The 16,448-nt window shown below is 71.6% G+C and carries 8 protein-coding genes; 2 read left to right on the top strand and 6 right to left on the bottom strand.

What is annotated here, in order from left to right:
• Position 1 precedes the first annotated feature (1 nt).
• Both K2224_RS32360 and K2224_RS32355 read right to left on the bottom strand, forming a co-directional pair.
• Positions 2–7,420: a non-ribosomal peptide synthetase gene (locus K2224_RS32360; RefSeq protein ID WP_221910730.1), complete on the bottom strand. Its 7,419-nt coding sequence runs from the start codon at positions 7,418–7,420 to the stop codon at positions 2–4.
• 9 nt (positions 7,421–7,429) lie between these two features.
• Positions 7,430–10,618 carry a non-ribosomal peptide synthetase gene (locus tag K2224_RS32355; RefSeq protein WP_221910729.1) on the bottom strand — a complete coding sequence of 1,063 codons (3,189 nt, stop codon included), beginning with the start codon at positions 10,616–10,618 and terminating at the stop codon, positions 7,430–7,432.
• A gap of 923 nt (positions 10,619–11,541) precedes the next feature.
• Here K2224_RS32355 and K2224_RS32350 point away from each other — a divergent pair.
• Positions 11,542–11,841: a hypothetical protein gene (locus K2224_RS32350; RefSeq protein ID WP_221910728.1), complete on the top strand. Its 300-nt coding sequence runs from the start codon at positions 11,542–11,544 to the stop codon at positions 11,839–11,841.
• Between the two features lie 72 nt (positions 11,842–11,913).
• On the opposite strand, the gene K2224_RS32345 is transcribed toward K2224_RS32350, so the two are convergent.
• From K2224_RS32345 to K2224_RS32330, 4 genes are all read right to left on the bottom strand, one after another.
• Positions 11,914–12,426 carry a hypothetical protein gene (locus K2224_RS32345; RefSeq protein WP_221910727.1) on the bottom strand — a complete coding sequence of 171 codons (513 nt, stop codon included), beginning with the start codon at positions 12,424–12,426 and terminating at the stop codon, positions 11,914–11,916.
• A 363-nt stretch (positions 12,427–12,789) separates the two neighbouring features.
• The gene (locus K2224_RS32340) at positions 12,790–14,007 is read right to left on the bottom strand and encodes a winged helix DNA-binding domain-containing protein (protein WP_221910726.1); all 1,218 of its coding nucleotides are present in this window, start codon (positions 14,005–14,007) and stop codon (positions 12,790–12,792) included.
• Positions 14,008–14,056: 49 nt separating this feature from the next.
• A complete protein-coding gene (locus K2224_RS32335; RefSeq protein WP_221910725.1) occupies positions 14,057–14,452 on the bottom strand; it encodes a VOC family protein in 396 nt (131 codons plus the stop codon).
• Between the two features lie 187 nt (positions 14,453–14,639).
• A complete protein-coding gene (locus tag K2224_RS32330) occupies positions 14,640–15,359 on the bottom strand; it encodes an NADPH-dependent F420 reductase (RefSeq protein WP_221910724.1) in 720 nt (239 codons plus the stop codon).
• 94 nt (positions 15,360–15,453) lie between these two features.
• Between K2224_RS32330 and K2224_RS32325 the strand changes: the two genes are divergently transcribed.
• A complete protein-coding gene (locus K2224_RS32325) occupies positions 15,454–16,416 on the top strand; it encodes a YafY family protein (RefSeq protein ID WP_260693607.1) in 963 nt (320 codons plus the stop codon).
• The last annotated feature ends 32 nt before the right edge of the window (positions 16,417–16,448 follow it).

Genomic DNA, 16,448 nt, shown 5'->3' with positions numbered 1-16,448 from the left:
GTCACCGCCCCAGGGCGTCGGTCAGGGCGGTGCCGTCGAGCAGTGCCGCCAGCGGGACGTCGATGCCGAAGCGGTGGTTCAGCGCGTGGGCGAGACGGAGGGTGGTCAGGGAGTCCAGGGTGGGCACGGTGCCGTCGGGGGTGCTTCCGTCGGTGGCGGTCTCGGTGTCGGTCTCGGTGTCGGTCTCGGTGTCGGTCTCGCCGAGGAGTTCGGTCAGCAGGTCGCGGAGGGCCGCCGGGTCGACGGCGTCCAGGCCGGCCGTCCGCTCGGTCGGTGCCGGGCGGTCGGTCGGTGCCGGGCGGTCGTAGGGGTGGCGCTCGCCGTCGGCGGGCGGCGGGAGCTGGGCGAGCAGCGCGGTGAGGTCCGGCCCCTCCCCCGGCTTCGCCCCTTCCCCCGACTCGTCCAGCAGGTCGGCGAGGACGGCGCGGTAGACGTCGGCGACGGTGCGGACCGCGTCGCTGCCGAGGACATGCGCCGCGGCGTTGAGGTTGACCCGCATGCGGCGGGTGAACAGGTCGGCGCTGAAGGTCACCAGCAGGGCGAAGTCGGCGTGCTCGAACCACTTCAGGTCGCCGATGAGCTGCCCCCCGTCCTCCCCCAACTGGTCGGAGTACGCGGTGAAGTTGACGAAGTTGAACGCGGTCTCGACCAGGCGGCGCCCGCCCATGGCCTGCTGGATGCCGGCGTAGGCGTAGCGGCGGTGCGGGAGGTGTTCGTGGCCGACGCGGTTGACCGCGGCGATCAGTTCGTCCCACGAGCCGTCGGTGGCCGTACGCAGCGGCACGATGTTGAGGAAGAGACCCACCATGCGGTCGGCTTCGAGGTGTTCGGGGCGGCCGTGGCCGAAGACGCCGGTGGTCACGTCGGTGGTGCGGGTGATCAGCGACAGGGCGCGGAAGTGCGCTGCCAGGCACAGGTGCTTGACGGACACTCCGTGCCGGGCGGCGAGCGCGATCAGCCGGTCGTACTGCCCCTCGTCCAGCAGGAGTTCGGCCTCCGACCAGCGGCGTCCGACCTCGGGAAGTCGGGGCAGCGTGGTGTCGGGGGCGTCGGCCAGCAGGCCGGTCCAGTAGTCCCGGGCCGCGGTGTCCTGCTGGGCGGCCAGGTCCAGGGCCACGTAGTCGCGGTAGGCCAGCGGTGCCGGACGGTGCGGCGCCGGGGCTCGGCCGGCCAGCACGTTGCGGTAGTCGCCCAGCAGCCGGGCCATCAGGCCGGAGAAGCTCCAGCCGTCGATGATCGCGTGGTGGAAGCTGACCGAGAGGTAGAAGGAGTTCTCGGTCGCCCGGTGCACGAAGAACCGCATCTGGGTCGGCAGGTGCCAGTCGAACCCGGTGCTCTTCTCCGCCTCGAACCAGGCGTCGACGTGTGCGGTGCGCGATGCCTGGTCGAGGTGGGTGAGGTCGTGGACGGTGAGCTCGACCCGGCCGTGCGGGTGCACCAGTTGCAGCGGCCGGCGGTGGCCGTCCAGGGCGAAGGAGGTGCGGAGGATCTCGTGGCCGTCGGCGTCGACCATGGCGGTCAGCAGTCGGGTCAGGGCCTCCTGGTCGAAGGGGAGGTCGACGCGGTAGCGGATCAGGTCGTGGAAGACCGCCTGGGCCGGTTCGAGGTCGGTGTGGAAGATCATGCCGAGCTGGAGCCGGGTGGCGGGGTAGGCGTCCACGACGTCCGCCGGGAGGCGCTCGCGGTCCGTGGCGTCGAGCAGGTCGAAGGGCCGGCTCTCGGGTGCCCGGACCGATGGGGCGCCGGTACCGGTGATCATGCCCTGGTCGGTCAGGGCGCGGATGGTCTGCAGGCGGAACAGCTCGTGCAGCGGCACCTCGTAGCCGGCGCGCCGGAGGGCACCGACGAGTCGGATGCCCTGGAGGGAGTCGCCGCCCAGGTCGTAGTAGGAGTCGTCGATGCCGACCCGCTCCAGGCCGAGGACGTCCTGCCAGACGGCGGTCAGGCGGGCCTCGGTGGCGTTACGCGGCGCGGTGTGGGCGCGGTCGGTGCCGCCGGAGTGGTCCTCGGGATGGGGCAGGGCGCGGCGGTCGGTCTTGCCGTTGATCGTCAGCGGCCAGCGTTCGACCTCCACCAGGAAGCTGGGCACCATGTAGCCGGGCAGCCGCTCGGTGAGGTGGGTGCGCAGTTCCTGCCGGTCGAGGGTCTCGCCGGGCAGCGGGACGTAGTAGCCGGCCAGGGCCTTGCCGCCGGTGCGGCGGGTGAAGGCGACGACCAGGGCCGAGTCGATCCGCGGGTGGGCGACCAGTGCGGACTCGATGTCGCCGGTCTCGATGCGGTAGCCCTGGATCTTGACCTGGGCGTCACCGCGGCCGAGGTACTCGACGTCGCCGCCGGGCAGTCGGCGGGCCAGGTCGCCGGAGCGGTAGGCGCGGGTCGGTCCGTGGCCGAGGTCGAGTGCGACGAACCGCTTGGCGTTCTCCTCGGGCCGGTTGAGGTAGCCCAGGGCGACGCCGCCGCCGGTGACCGCGATCTCGCCGGGGGTGCCCAGCGGCACCGGCCGGCCCAGGTCGTCGACGAGGTAGAGGCCGAGGTCGGGGATGGGTTCGCCGATCATGCTGCCGGGGGCGCCGGTGTCGGCGGCGCGCACCGGGCGGTAGGTGACGTGCACGGTGGTCTCGGTGATGCCGTACATGTTGACCAGCTCGGGGCGGGCGTCGCCGAAGTGGTCGAACCAGTCGGCCAGGCCGGCGAAGTCCAGCGCCTCGCCGCCGAAGACGACGTGCCGCAGGCGGACGTCGTCGGGGCCGACCCGGTCCATCAGGGCCTGCTTGACCTGCCCGAACGCGGACGGGGTCTGGTTGAGGACGGTGACGCCCTCGGCGACGAGGAGGTCGGCGAAGTCCGTAACGGACCGGCTGACCCAGTAGGGGACGACCACGAGGTGGCCGCCGTACAGCAGGGCGCCCCACAGCTCCCACACGGAGAAGTCGAAGGCGAAGGAGTGGAACAGCGCCCAGGTGTCGTCCTCGGAGAAGCCGTACCAGTCCTCGGTCCGGGAGAACAGGCGCAGGACGTTCCCGTGGGTCACCAGAACACCCTTGGGGCGGCCGGTGGAGCCGGAGGTGTAGATGACGTAGGCCGGGGAGTCGGCGGTCAGGCGGTGCTCCGGTCCGTGGTCGGCGCCCTCGCCGACGAGGGTGTCCAGGGCGTCCGCGGTGCCGGTGAGGGTGGCGCGGTCCGGGAAGAGCGCGCAGACCTCGGCGGTGGCCAGGACGAGGCGGACGCCGGCGTCCTCGACGGTGGTGCGGATGCGGTCCTCGGGGTAGCCGGGGTCGATCGGCACGTACACCGCGCCGGCCTTGAGGGTGGCCAGGATGCTGACGACCATCTCGACGTCGCGCTCCAGCGCCAGGGCGACGAGATCGCCGGGGCGCACGCCTCGGGAGGCCAGGTGGTGCGCCAACGCGTTGGCTCGGCGGTCCAGTTCGCGGTAGGTCAGCCGTCGTCCGTCGCAGGAGACGGCGGTGGCGTCGCCGTGCTTGTCGGCCATGGCCGTGAAGCGGTCGACGAGGGTGGCGCTGCCGTCCAGTTCGGGGACGGTGGGGTGGGTGACGGCGGGCAGCAGCTCGGCACGTTCCTCGGCGGTGAGCGGGACGGTGTCGGCCCAGGGGCGTTCGCCGGCGTCGGCCAGTGCCTGGAAGCAGCTGCGGTAGTAGCCCAGGTAGCGGTCGATCTGCTCGGCGGTGAACTGCCCGGGGTCGTAACCGATGCGGTACTCCCAGCCGCCCTCGTAGGCGTTGGCGCCGACGTAGACGACGAGCGGTGCGTTGGTCTGCTCGAAGTAGTCGACGGCGCGGACGGCGGGGCCGTCGGCCGGGGCGTGGTGCCGGTGGACGTGGAAGTTGGTGAAGTTGAACAGCACGTCGAAGACCGGGCCGCCGTGCAGCTTCTGGATGGCCGGCAGCGGGTACCAGCGGTGCGGCTGCAGCCGCTGTTCCAACGCGAAGCAGCGTTCGGCCAGTTCGCGCCAGCTCTGTTCGGTGTCGAGGTCGAGTCGGAACGGCAGGGTGTTGAGGAACATGCCGAGCGCGGTCTCGGCGCCGTCGACCTCGGGCCGGCCGTTGGCGACCAGTCCGGTGGTCACCTGGCGCCGGTTGGCGACGAAAGCCTGCACCCGCAGGTGTGCGGCCAGGAAGACGCTCTTGAGCGGGACGGACCATTCCTGGGCGCGGCGGCGCAGCGTCGCCAGCAGCTCCGGGTCCAGGGCGCGGGCGGCGACGACGACCTCGGAGGTGACTCCGTGGCCGCGGTCGGTGCCCAGTCGCGGCACCTCGGTCATCTCGGCGCCGTCGAGTTCGGCCGCCCAGAAGTCCCGCTGGGCGGGGTCCTCCTCGGCCTGCCGTTCCAGGACGGCGTACTGGGACTGCAGGGTCACGGCGGGGGTGGGGGTCTCGTCCCGGCCCTGGAGCAGGTCGCCGTAGCCGCGGACCCACTCCTCCACCAGGGAGGCGACGCTCCAGCCGTCCAGGAGGGCGTGGTGGAAGCTGAGGCCGAGGACGACGCGGTCGGGGGCGGTGACGAAGATCCGGACGCGGTAGACGGGGGCGGTGCCCGGGTCGATGGGGGTGCGCTTCTCCTGTTCGGCCCAGGCGGCGACGGCGGCGGCCGGGTCCGCGTCGGTGCGCAGGTCGGTGACCTCCACCGGCAGCTCCGGGGCGTCCTCGACGACCATGTGGGGCCGGTCGAAGGTCTCCAGGTCGAAGCGGGCCCGCAGCACGGGGTGACGCTCCGTCAGTCGGTGCCAGGCAGCCACCAGGGCGTCGTCGTCGACGCGGGGGACGTCCACGTGGTAGCGGAAGATGTCGTGGTAGACGGGCACCTCGGTGTCCACGCTGCTGTGGTAGATCATGCCCTGCTGGAGCGCGGAGGCCGGCCAGGAGCCGGTGTCCCCGGTCGCGGGCTCGGGCCGGGCCGACTGCCCGGCCGGGCGCACCACCGCCGCGAGCTCGGCCAGTCGCTGGTGGGCGAAGACCTCGCCGACGGTGACCTCGTAGCCGGCCTGTCGCAGCGCGGCGACCACGCGGATGCCGAGGATGGAGTCGCCGCCCAGCGCGAAGAAGCTGTCCTGCGCGCCGACGCGCGCGGTGCCCAGGACGTCCGCCCACACCGCGGCGATCAGGCGCTCGGTGTCGGTGGCCGGTTCGACGTGCTGCTCCTCGACGTTCTGCTGGGCCGGGCGCGGCAGGGCGGCCAGGTCGCGCTTGCCGTTGTGGTTGGTGGGGATGGCGGGGACGGTGACGACGAACTGCGGGACCATGTAGGACGGCAGCTCGGCGGCGAGCGCGGTGCGCAGCGCCGACTCCTCGAAGCCGGTCCCGGTGACGACGTAGGCGCACAGCGCCTTCTCGCCGCGGTCGCCCTCGACGGCCGCGACCGCGCACTCCACGACCCCGGCCACGCCGCCGGCGAGGTGCTCGATCTCGCCCAGTTCGATGCGGTAGCCGCGGATCTTCACCTGGGTGTCGAGCCGGCCGAGGTACTCCAGGATCCCGCCGGGCAGCCATCGGGCCAGGTCGCCGGTGCGGTAGAGGCGGCCGAAGCCCTCCGGGCCGGCCACGAAGCGTTCCGCGGTCAACTCCGGTGCGTGCAGGTATCCGCGGGCCAGGCCGACGCCGGCGATGCACAGCTCGCCGGGCACCCCGATCGGGGCGGGCGCGCCGCTGCGGGTGCGCACCAGCAGTCTGATGTTGTCGATGGGCCGGCCGATGGGCACCGAGCGGGTGGTGTCGACGGTGTCGCAGTCGAAGTAGCTGACGTCGACGGCGGCCTCGGTCGGGCCGTAGAGGTTGCTCAGCCGGGCGTCCGGCAGCGCCTCGCGGAACAGCTCGACATGGGCGGCGGCGAGCGCCTCTCCGCTGGCGAAGACCTGGCGGAGCGTGCGGAGTTCGGAGGTGGTGCCGGCGGCCCGGGTGAAGGTGAGGAAGGCGTGCAGCATGCTGGGCACGAAGTGCAGGGTGGTCGCCCCGCTCTCGGCGACCCGTGCGGCGATCCGCTCGGGGTCCTTCTCCGCGCCGTTGGGCAGGGTGGCGACCGAGGCGCCGGCCAGCGACCACCAGAAGATCTCCCACACCGACACGTCGAAGGTGAACGGCGTCTTGTGCAGGATGACGTCGTCGGCGCCCAGGGGGTACCGGCGCTGCATCCACCACAGTCGGTTGACGATGGCGCGGTGCTCGACGACCACGCCCTTGGGGCGGCCGGTGGAGCCGGAGGTGTAGATGACGTAGCAGGCGTCGTCGGGTCCGGTGACGGGTTCGAGGTCGCCGTCCTCGGCCGACCGGTTCGCCGGGTCGTCGAGGTCGAGGGTGGGGTGGGTGCCGAGCACCTCGGCGGTGTCGCCGGTGGTGAGCACCAGTTCCGTGCGGCTGTGCTCCAGCAGGTAGGCGATGCGGTTGTCGGGCAGGGTGGGGTCGATCGGCAGGTAGGCGCCGCCCGCCTTGAGCACGGCGTAGATGGCGGTGAGCATCGCGGCGGACCGGGGGATGCAGACGCCGACGATGCTGCCGGCGGTCACGCCGCGGGCGCGCAGGGTGCGGGCCAGTCGGTTGGCGTCCGCGTTGAGCTGGGCGTACGTGGTCCCGCTGCCGTCGGCGACGGCGATCCGGTCACCGTGTTCGCGGGCCCGCTCCTCCAGGAAGCCGTGCAGCAGCCGCCCGCCCGGGAACTCCGCGTCCGTGTCGTTGAACTCGCCTTCCAACAGGGCGAGTTCAGCGTCCGACGGGGCGCGGAGGGCGTCGGTGGTGGTGTCCGGCGCGGTGGTGAGGGTGTGCAGCAGGGTGCGGTAGCCGTCCAGGAGGCGTTCCGCGGTGGCCTCGGTGAACAGCGTCGGGTCGTACCGCAGGGCCAGGCGCGGGTCGGCGCCGGTGGTCAGCGTGAACAGCAGGGGGGCACCGGCCTGGTCGGCGTCCTGCGGGCCGAGGTCGCCGTCGACCGCGATCATGAAGTCGGTCGGACGGCTGCCGGCGCGCTCCAACAGGTGCCGTACGGGCACGTCGAGATGGGCCGCCGCGTCGAGGTATCCGGCGCGGACGGCCCCGAGGAGCTGCTTGGCCGCGGTCTGCGCCGGTATCCGCACATCGAGCGGGACGGCGCGGTTGGGGGCGCCGAAGTGCTGGGGCGGGACGGGCAGTTGGACGACGACGTCGTCACGGTCGGTGGTCCGCGCGGCGAGCAGCGCCAGTACGGTGGCGGCGACGGTGCGCAGCAGCACCGCGTCACCCGAGGTGATCCGCGCCAGGGCGGCCGAGGTGGCCGGGTCCAACGGGACGCCGGTGGTGCGGTGCTCGCCGGCGCCGGGGCGCAGGTGGTCGCGGATGACCTGGACCGGTTCGGTCCAGCCCTGGCTGCGGGTCTCCCAGAACTCCTGCTGGCGGGGGTGGTTGCGGAGGGCCTGCTGGACCTGAAGTGCGCTGGTCATGGGGTCCTTCTAGAAAGAGAAGTCGGCGTAGGCGGGGGTGACCGCGCTCGTGGACGCCGGGGAGTCGAACAGGGGGGTGTGCGGGGCGGCGTCGAGGTCGTCGATCAGCTCGGCCACGCGGTTGAGCAGGTATTCCGCGGAGGAGGCGGTGAACAGCGCCGTGCTGTACTCCAATTCGAGCGCCGTGCCGTCGGGCCGCTGGTACGCCTGGAGGTTCAGGTCGAAGCGGCAGGAGCCCGGATGCAGCAGGGTGACGTCCACCTGGAGTCCGTCGCGCGCGAAGCCGTGGAAGTCGATGTTCTGCCAGGCGAAGAAGGCGTCGAGCAGGGGAAGTCGGGCGGTGTCCCGGGGTAGTCCCAACTGTCCGACGATCCGGTCGAAGGGGTACGCCTGGTGTTCCAGGGCTTCCTGGTGCCGTTGCTGGGCGGCTTCCAACAGGTCGGCGAGAGTGGCGGGTTCGCCGACGGTGAGGCGCAGCGGTGCGGTGTTGACGAACATCCCCACCACGGACTCGAAGTCGGGATGGATCCGTCCGCTCATCGGACTGCCGACCACCACGTCCCGCTGGCCGGACAGCTGCATCAGCGCTGCGGTGTAGGCGCTGAGCAGCACCGCGAACGGCGTACTGCCGGAACGTTCGGCGACCCGCCGGACCGCCGCGTCGCGCTCGGGCGTCGGCGCCAGCCGTACCACCGCTCCGCTCTCGGCGCGCACGGGCGGGCGGGGATGGTCGGTGGGCAGCTCCAGCCGCGGCGGATCGGCCAGGACCTCCGTCCAGTACCGCTCGTCCGCCGCGAACGCCCCTTCGGCGAGCCGCTCGGCGTACCACTGCGCGGCGTCGGCGTAGCCCCACTTGGGCTCCGGCAGAACGCCGCCCGAGAGCAGCTCCGTCAGCTCCTCGGCGACGATCCGCAGCGACACCCCGTCGAACACCGCGTGGTGGACGTCGAGGTAGAGCCGATGGCAGCTGTCGTCCAGGCGGATCAGCAACGCCCGCAACAGCGGCCCGCCCTCCAGGTCGAACGGCCGGACGAAGGAGGCCAGCAGCGACCGGTCGTCCTCACCTGCGAACACGTCGGAGTCGGGCGGCCCCACCATCTCCACCACCGCATGCGGCTCGGTCAGCTGCCGCACTCCCTCGCCGGTGACGACCAGGCGCGTCCGCAACGCGTCGTGCCGACGCACCAGTTCGCCGAGCGCGGACCTGACCGCCGATGCGGTCACCGGTCCGTCCAGGTCGATACGGAGCGGAATGTGGTAGGCCGCCGACGCCGGGGCCACCTGGGCATGGGTGTGCAGTCCGTGCTGCTGCGGGTGGAGGGCGGTGGGGACACCGGTCGGGGCCGGCGCGACCGGCGGCAGACCGGCCGACGACGATGCCTGCCCGGCCCGTCGTACGGCCTCCGCCATCCGCGCCAGGGTGCGGCCGTCGAACACCTCACGGTACGACAGGGCCACTCCGTCCTGCACGGCCAGTCGCCCGATGAGCGCCCCGGCGGCCAGGGAGTTGCCGCCCAACGCGAAGAAGTCGTCCTCCGGCCGTACGGCGCGGCCCTTCAGCCGCAGCACCACGTCCCACACCTCGGCGAGCCGCCGCTGCTCCGGAGACAACCCGGCGTACGTCTCATCATTGTTTGACGCGACGTCACTTTCCGTCTCTCCAACGGGAAGTGCGGCCTTGTCGACCTTTCCGTTGGCGTTCAGCGGGAGCCGGTCGAGCACCACCAGGCGGTCCGGCCGCAGATAGTCGGGCAGCCGCCCGGCCAGTGCCGCCCGGACCCGTTCGGCATCCGCGCCTTCACCGAGGACCGCGTAGCCGACGAGCCGCTTCCCGGCCTCGTCCGCCTTGTCCGCCTCTTCCGATGCGACGATCACGCATCCGTCCAGGACACCTGGGCAGCCCAGCAGAGCCGCCTCGACCTCCTTGATCTCCACCCGGTGTCCACGGATCTTGACCTGGTCGTCCACCCTGCCGTGGAAGTGCAGCAGACCGTCCGCGTCCATGGTCACGCGGTCACCGGTGCGGTAGCAGCGCTCGCCGTCGATCACCACGAAGCGTTCCGCGGTCAGATCCGGCCGGCCCAGGTAGCCGCGAGCCAGTCCGCTCCCGCCGGTGTACAACTCGCCCGGCGTGCCGGTGGGCACCGGCCGTCGTTCCTCGTCCAGCACCCGCACGGTCGTGCCGTTCAGCGGGCGCCCGATGGGCACCGCGCCCGGCTCCTCGTCACGCACCTCGTGGGTGGTGGTGAAGGTGGTGTTCTCCGTCGGGCCGTAGCCGTTGATGATCCGCAGCCCCGGGTACGTGGTCCGCAGTTCGCGTGCCTGGCGGGCGGGGAGCACATCGCCGCCCACCACAACCGCACCCAGCCCGGCGAAGACCGCGAGGTCGGCGTCGACGGTCTGACTGAACAGCGGGGCGGTCATCCACATCACGGTGATGGCGTGCTGATGCAGGAAGGTCTTCAGCGCGGAGGGGACCAGCAGCGTCTCCTTGCCGGTCACATACAGCGTCGCGCCGTTGAGCAGGCACCCCCAGATCTCGAAGGTCGCCGCGTCGAACTCCAGGGCGCCGGTCAACAGCAGCCGCTCGTCGGCCGAGAACCGGAAGAAGCCGTTGTCCCTGACCAGTCGGACGATGCCGGCCTGTTCCACCAGCACACCCTTGGGGCGCCCGGTGGATCCGGAGGTGAACATCACGTAGGCCAGCGGGGACCGCTCCCCCACACCGGGCACGGCCTCGGCCGGCGGGGAGATCCCGGCACGTTCCCCTTCGGCGATCAGTGCCCCGAGCGTCATGGCCCGGGTCGCCTGCGGTAACGCGGGGGCCAGCGTTCCGGCCAGTCCCGGTGCACAGACCAGCAGTTCGGCGCCGCTGTCACCGAGCATGTGTGCCAGGCGCTCGCCGGGGAAGTCGGGGTTGACCGGGAGATAGGCGCCGCCGGCCAGCACGATGGCCAACGTGCACACGATCGCGTCGGCCGAGCGCGGGAAGGCCATGGCCACCGGCGTCTCCCGGCGCACCCCCGACGCGATCAGTCCGGCGGCCACCCGGCCCGCACGTTCGTGGAGTTCGCGGTACGACAGCGTGGTCTCGCCGTCGACCACGGCCGGCGCGTCGGGGCGGAGTGCGACCTGCTCCCGGAAGAGCTCTTCGAGTAACGGATGCTGACTGGTGCCTGGCACAGGCGCCGTGTTCATCAACGGATGGACCTTTCACGTCACGCGCCGGTTGGGCACGCATACGAACCGACGGGCATCGGGGGTCGCCCGAGGCGCCGTCGCGGTGGAACGGTAATGAAGTGATGGGGTTGGGGGGGGTGGGGTGATGGGGGGCGAGGTGGTGGCGGGGCGTCACGGCGTCTGGCCGGCGGAGGACGACAGGACGTCACACCGCGGACCCGGACCCGACCCTCACGACAACTGACGCGACACTCCTCGTCGTTGCCACCGACTCACCACCGGCTCACCGTCCGGTTTTTCGGTCTCCCGCTACAGCGGATTCACCACACCGACAGGAATCTGATTCCGCAACAATAATGACGTGGCAAATGGTCGTGCGCCCCCTCGGTCGCCCTGCAACACTCCTCAACGTAGCAGCAGCCACACAGCCTGACGCAACGTGACCCTCTTCACACGAATTGCACATCGCGCCCCACGAAAAACCGACTCCGGGGGCTTTCTTCGGCCCACTCTCCCCCCCTCGACGGAAATTACCGTCGAGTAGATCCCCGCTCCCCGCACCACCCCCCGAAGGATCGCCGTCAGCTTTTGATGACTTCTTGACCTGGGACTCTGCCACCTCCGCCGCCCCTCGCTCGCCCACACCCCACCCCGAGCAGCCGGGCCGCCCATATCCCTTACAGCACAGGGGAATTAGCGGGGAGCGCGCCACTCTGGTCACCCCCGGACACTTCCGAACTCTCCGGGAATCCGCTCCCCGGAACCCGATTCCCGTTGCCTCGGCGTCCATATCCCGCCATGTCCCGGAAACCAGAAAAACACATACGGGCAACGGAAGAGCCAAAGCGGACGGCGTCCGCTCCAGCAACTGATTACCCCTCACATCGCGGCGACACCAATCCAGTTGCAGTGTCGTCGCGGATGACCCACTCCGGGCAGCCGTGCCGGCACACCCGACCGCGCCTCTTCGGACTGCTCGCCCTCACCGCGCCGCCGTCCGCAACCGCTACCGTTCTCGCGCTCCGGGCGTCGGCGCCTTCCACCAGGCTCGTACACCGCCGGGCCCGCAGCGACTGGTCGTCGCCTCCAGGAGCTGGACCCACGGCGAACGGCTCAACGCGCTCGGCCATGCCAGCGACCTCTGGGTCGCAACCACCAACGACCTGGGCCGCAGAGACGTCTACATCAACGCCGACCACCTCTCCCGCAACGCCCCCCACGACCCGCCACCCTGCATGTGAGGCGCGACGGCCGCTGCGCCGGGCACATCCGAGATGCCCGGCGCAGCGGCCTCTACCTTCCCGCCCCCTGTGTCACTCCCCGCCCTGCCCACCGACCGCGTGCACGGGGCCTTCCCCGCCCATCCGCTCGCCCCCGTCTTCCTTACCCGCCTTGCCCGCCTTGCCCTCGTGGCTCTCCCCGCCGTCCGGGCTGCCGCCCTTGTCCTCGTCCCCGCCGCGGGCTTCGCCCCCGCCGTGGCCTTCTCGACCCTCCGGGCCGCCACCCCTTTCGCCGCCGCCTCCCATGGCTGCCGTGCCGTCGAAGCTGTTGTTGCAGCCCATGGACGAGCCCATGGTGGTGCTCTGCGCACCCGGGGAGCCCTCACCGCCGAGCGCGTTGCCCAGCACGCCGTTGAGGACCCCGACTTCGCCGAGGACGTCGACGTTCGTGTCGTGCGACCGGCACGAGCTGCCCTGCCTGATCTCGAACCCAGTGCCGCCCATCCCGCCCTGCTGCCCGCCGTCCGCATAGGCGGTGCGGGCACCGAGGAAGCCGAAGCTTCCGAGGACGACGGCCACGACGGCGGCCTTTTGAAGCTTGCGCATTTCATCTCCGGTTGTCGAGCAATGCAATCCGTGATATAGGGACTCCGTTCAGCGACAAGAGGCTAATACGAGATAAGTCGTCGGCATTCGGTGACGCGCCGGGCCACGGCCGTCGCGAACGAATGCCCGTACCGACACTGGCGGCGCAGTGCGGTGTGACGCCTCCGACCTCTTGGAGGGCGCTGACCGAACCGGGTCGGTCGCCAAGGGCACACCTATGGCTGCACACCCATGGCCCGACCGGCCCGGATCGGGTGACGCCCCGTCAGCAGGTGGAGTTCATCGCCGGGGCCTTGAGGCGGCAGTGGGCATCGGAGCATGCCGCCGCCTTCCGCTGATGTGCTGACGTGGCTCGGCGGAGCGTCAGGTGGTGAGGCTGCGTTCGAGGGGTGTGCGGTAGCACGGGGTGACGCGAGTGTCCGCCAGGAAGGCCCGGGTGCGGTCGGTCTCGGCTTCGATGGCGGTACGGGCCTGGCCTCCCGGGTCGGTCAGGAGGTGGTGATTGAGGTGACCGTCGGGGTGCTGGGCCCAGGTGCCGATGATGCGGCCGTTCCACCAGATCGTGGGGCCGATGTTGCCGTTGCGGTCGAAGAGTGCCTTGGTGTGGTCCGGGTCGAGATACCAGTCACGATGACGCCAGCCCATGGGTGTGGGGTCGAGACTGGGCAGCAGGGCCACCGCGGGCCCAGCGCCCTCAGCGCCTTGGAGACCGTCTCGACCCCCGAGGTCTTCGATGTCTTCGATGTCCTCGGGTAGGAGATAGCCGGTGCCTTCGTCGAGTTCGACGGCCTGGGCGCCGGTGGCGGCGAGGGCTCCGCGGGTGTCGGTGAGGCTCCAGCCGGTCCACCATTTCAGGTCGGCCACGGTGGCCGGGCCGAAGGCGGTGAGGTAGCGGCGGGCCAGTTGGGTCTTCGCCTCGGCGGGTGGTACAGCCCGCAGCGGACGGGCCGGTGCCCAACGGAACTGTGCGGACGTCCACGACCCGGCCGGCCGGGTCCGGCGGATGCGTCCCTCTGCGGCCAGCAGCCCCAGGATGGGCGAGCTGACGCGCTGCCGGGACTGGTACGGCTTGCCCGGGAAGGTGACCATCTGCTCGCGCAGGGCGGGGATTTCGGCGGCGAGTTGGGCGGCGGTGGCCGCACCGTGTGTGGTGAGGGCCGCCAGGACGGCCGTTTCCACCTCGGCGCAGCGACGCTCGTCCCAGCCGAGGGCCTGGACCAACTGGGCGGTGGTGGCGGCGCGTTGACGAGGGGCGTCGCGAACGGTGGCGGACCGGACGGCCGGGGCCAGGTGGGCCGGAACGACGAACATGGTGCGGCGCATGCAGCGGATGCGTTCCAGTCCCGGTGTGCCGTTGGGGGCGTGGTAGAGGGAGTGGTCGATGGCGGCCGCGGTCGGCGTGTGCATGCGGGCCGCGGCGGTCAGATAGACGGTGGCGGGGTCGGTGGCGTGCAGGCCGACCAGCGCCTCGGCGACCGCCTCGGCCGTGTCCTTGCGCAGGGCGGGCGCCAGGAGGTGACGGCGGACGAGGCGGGAACGGCGCTGGGCGGGAGTGACGCGGGGCAGGGCGGTCGTGGTCATGGATGCAGTGGGTTCAGCGGGTTCGGTCGATTCAGCGGGGTCGGTGGTTTCAGTGGGCCGCGTGGATGCAGAAGGGCTGACCGGAGGGGTCGAGCAGGACGGTCCAGTGGTCTCCGCCGGGCTGATGGGCGGGTTTGGTGGCGCCCGTTTCCAGCAGTCGCTGCTCCGCCGCCGTGACGTCGTCGAAGGCGAGGTCCATGTGGAAGGGCAGCTCTTCCTCGGGCCAGTTGGGGGCGGCGAACGATCCGGAGGTGTAGAAGAGGTACATCGTCGCGCCGACGTAGAAGGCGCAGGCGGCCTCGTTGCCGTGCTCGTCCGGGAAGGTCTGGCGGACCTCGGTGCCCAGGGCGGCGGCGTAGAAATCGGCCAGCCGGCGGCCGTCGCGGGCCCACATGGCCTGGCAGAGGATCTTTCCGGACAGGGGGGCGGGGGCTTGGCTGGGCATGGGGAAGTGTCCTGTGAGGTGAAGTGAGGCGAGGCGCTGTGCCGTGGGCTCGCCGAGCGGGCAGGTCGCGTGCGTCGGCGCGCCGGGCCGCCAGGCAGGGCGGGGAGGCAAGGGGAAGCGGCCACGAGTGGCGGCTTCCCTGATTCCCGCGGTTTCCGCCGGACCAACCGCCGCCGAGGCGGTCGGCTCAGCGGACGACCTTGATGCCGAAGTGGCCGCCGAACTGCTGGCCCAGGCCGAAGCCGATCGCGGAGTGCATGTGCGCGTACATCTCCATGCCGCGGGCGCACACCAGCGGGCCGAGGTCGAGGATGTCGCTCCAGCCGTACTCCTTGAGCAGGTCGGTGGCCTGCTGCTTGGCGTCGGCGTGGTCACCGGCGACGAACATGGTGTGATCCCCGCCGCCGACGCTCGCCGGGGCGACGACGGTGCTCTGCTCCTGGGTGACGAAGGACTTCACGACCTTGGTCCGGGGCAGGGCGCGCTGGATCTGCTCGCCGAGGCTGTCGGTGTCCACCGGCTCCAGCTTCGGCATGATTCCCCACGGCGTGGGCCAGGGGTGCTCCGGCTGGTGCTGGTAGACGAACGGGACGGCGTAGTCGATCAGCGTCTTGCCCGCCAGAGCGTCGGCGGCGGCGGACAGGGCCGCCACCGCGTTGTGGCCGTCGATGCCGTTGATGACCAGCTCGTCGGCGGCGGCAGCGGCGTCGCCGAAGGACAGCAGCGTGGCGCCCGGGTGATCGGCGAGGAACTGCTTGAAGGGCGGGTTGCCCATCATGTCGGGCTCGGTGCGGGCCAGCGTGGCCTGTACGTCGCGGGTGCCGACCACCACCTCGTGGCCCAGCTCCAGCAGCTTGGCGATGTGGCAGCGGGCACCGCCACCGGTACCGAGAACAGCGATCTTCATGCGGAAACCTCCCGTTTTGCTCCATGCGGACGTCACCCACCGTAGAAGCAATTCAGGACAGTCCGTGTCCTCTGACCCGGGCATCATGGAATTCATGACGAGCGACATGACCGCCCGCGTGCTGCGGCTGCTGTCCCTGCTGCAGACCCGGCGGGAATGGTCCGGAGCCGATCTCGCGGAGCGACTCTCCGTGACCGTGCGCACCGTCCGCCGTGACATCGACCGCCTGCGCGACCTCGGCTATCCCGTCGACAGCGCCCGCGGCCACGCCGGCGGCTACCGCCTGGCCCCCGGTACCGACCTGCCGCCGCTGCTCCTCGACGACGACGAGGCCGTCGCCGTCACCATCGCCCTGCGCACCGCCGCCGGCGGCCTGACCGGCATCGAGGAAACCGCCCTGCGCGCCCTGGCCAAACTGGAACAAGTCCTTCCGCGTCGCCTGCGCGGCCAGGTCACCGCCCTCCAGAGCACCGCCTCCGGCATCGCCTGGGAGACCCGCGGTCCGCGCGCCGACCCCGCGCTGATGGCCGCTCTCGCGGTCGCCTGCCGCGACCACGAGATCGTCGCCTTCGACTACACCGCCCGGCGCGGCGCCACCACGGGCCGCCGAGCCGAGCCCTGCCATCTCGTCGCCTCTGGCGACCTGTGGTACCTCCTCGCTCACGACACCACCAAGGATGACTGGCGTCTCTTCCGCCTCGACCGCATCACCGGCGTCACACCCACCGGCCGACGCGTCCCGCCCCGCCCGGTCCCGGGCGACGACCCCACCGCCTTCGTCGCCGCCCGGCTCTCCACCGCCCCCACCCGCTACCGCGCCATCGCCACCGTCCAGGCACCCGCCGAGCAGATACGCGCCCGCACCCCCGGTCTCGGCACCCGACTGCGGCCCCTCGACGACCGCACCTGCCGCCTCGACGCCTCCGACGACCAGCTGCCCCGCATCGCCCGGACCCTCACCGGCCTCGATGCCGACTACACCCTCGACGCCGACCCCGACGTCCTCACCCACCTCCGCGACACCGTCCAGCGCACCCTGCACGCCCTCAACGGCTGACCTCGCCCGGCCGCACGGTCCAACCGCCGGCA

The sequence above is a fragment of the Streptomyces sp. BHT-5-2 genome (assembly GCF_019774615.1).
Taxonomy (GTDB): domain Bacteria; phylum Actinomycetota; class Actinomycetes; order Streptomycetales; family Streptomycetaceae; genus Streptomyces.
The sequence above is the reverse complement of the archived record's forward strand: the minus strand, read 5'-3'. Positions and strand labels throughout refer to the sequence as shown.